Raw genomic sequence first — 250 nt, 5'->3', positions numbered from 1 at the left:
TATCCTTGTCATCACAGGGGGTGTTCACCCTGCCCCCTGCCGTCCGGGTGCGCAGCCGGGTAAAGATGTCTCTGGCTGCTTTCAGATTATCCGTGCCCCCCATGGCCTGAAGTAATCTGCCCAGAGCCAGTTCGATATCCTTGTTATTACAAGGGGTATTCACCCGTCCCCCAGCCGCACGGATGCGCAGCTGGGTAAAGATCTCCCAGGCTGCTCTCAGATTGTCCGTGCCCCCCATGATCTGGAGATG

Annotated in this window: 1 protein-coding gene; it reads right to left on the bottom strand. The window is 58.0% G+C overall.

Annotated features, from left to right (window positions below; translation table 11 throughout):
• Positions 1-250: hypothetical protein (locus E1189_RS21990; RefSeq protein ID WP_196220785.1), on the bottom strand; the 250-nt coding region annotated here is incomplete at both ends.

The organism is Parendozoicomonas verongulae (genome assembly GCF_009711465.1).
GTDB classification, from domain to species: Bacteria; Pseudomonadota; Gammaproteobacteria; order Pseudomonadales; family Endozoicomonadaceae; genus Sansalvadorimonas; species Sansalvadorimonas verongulae.
This window is presented reverse-complemented; position numbering and strand designations above follow the sequence as displayed.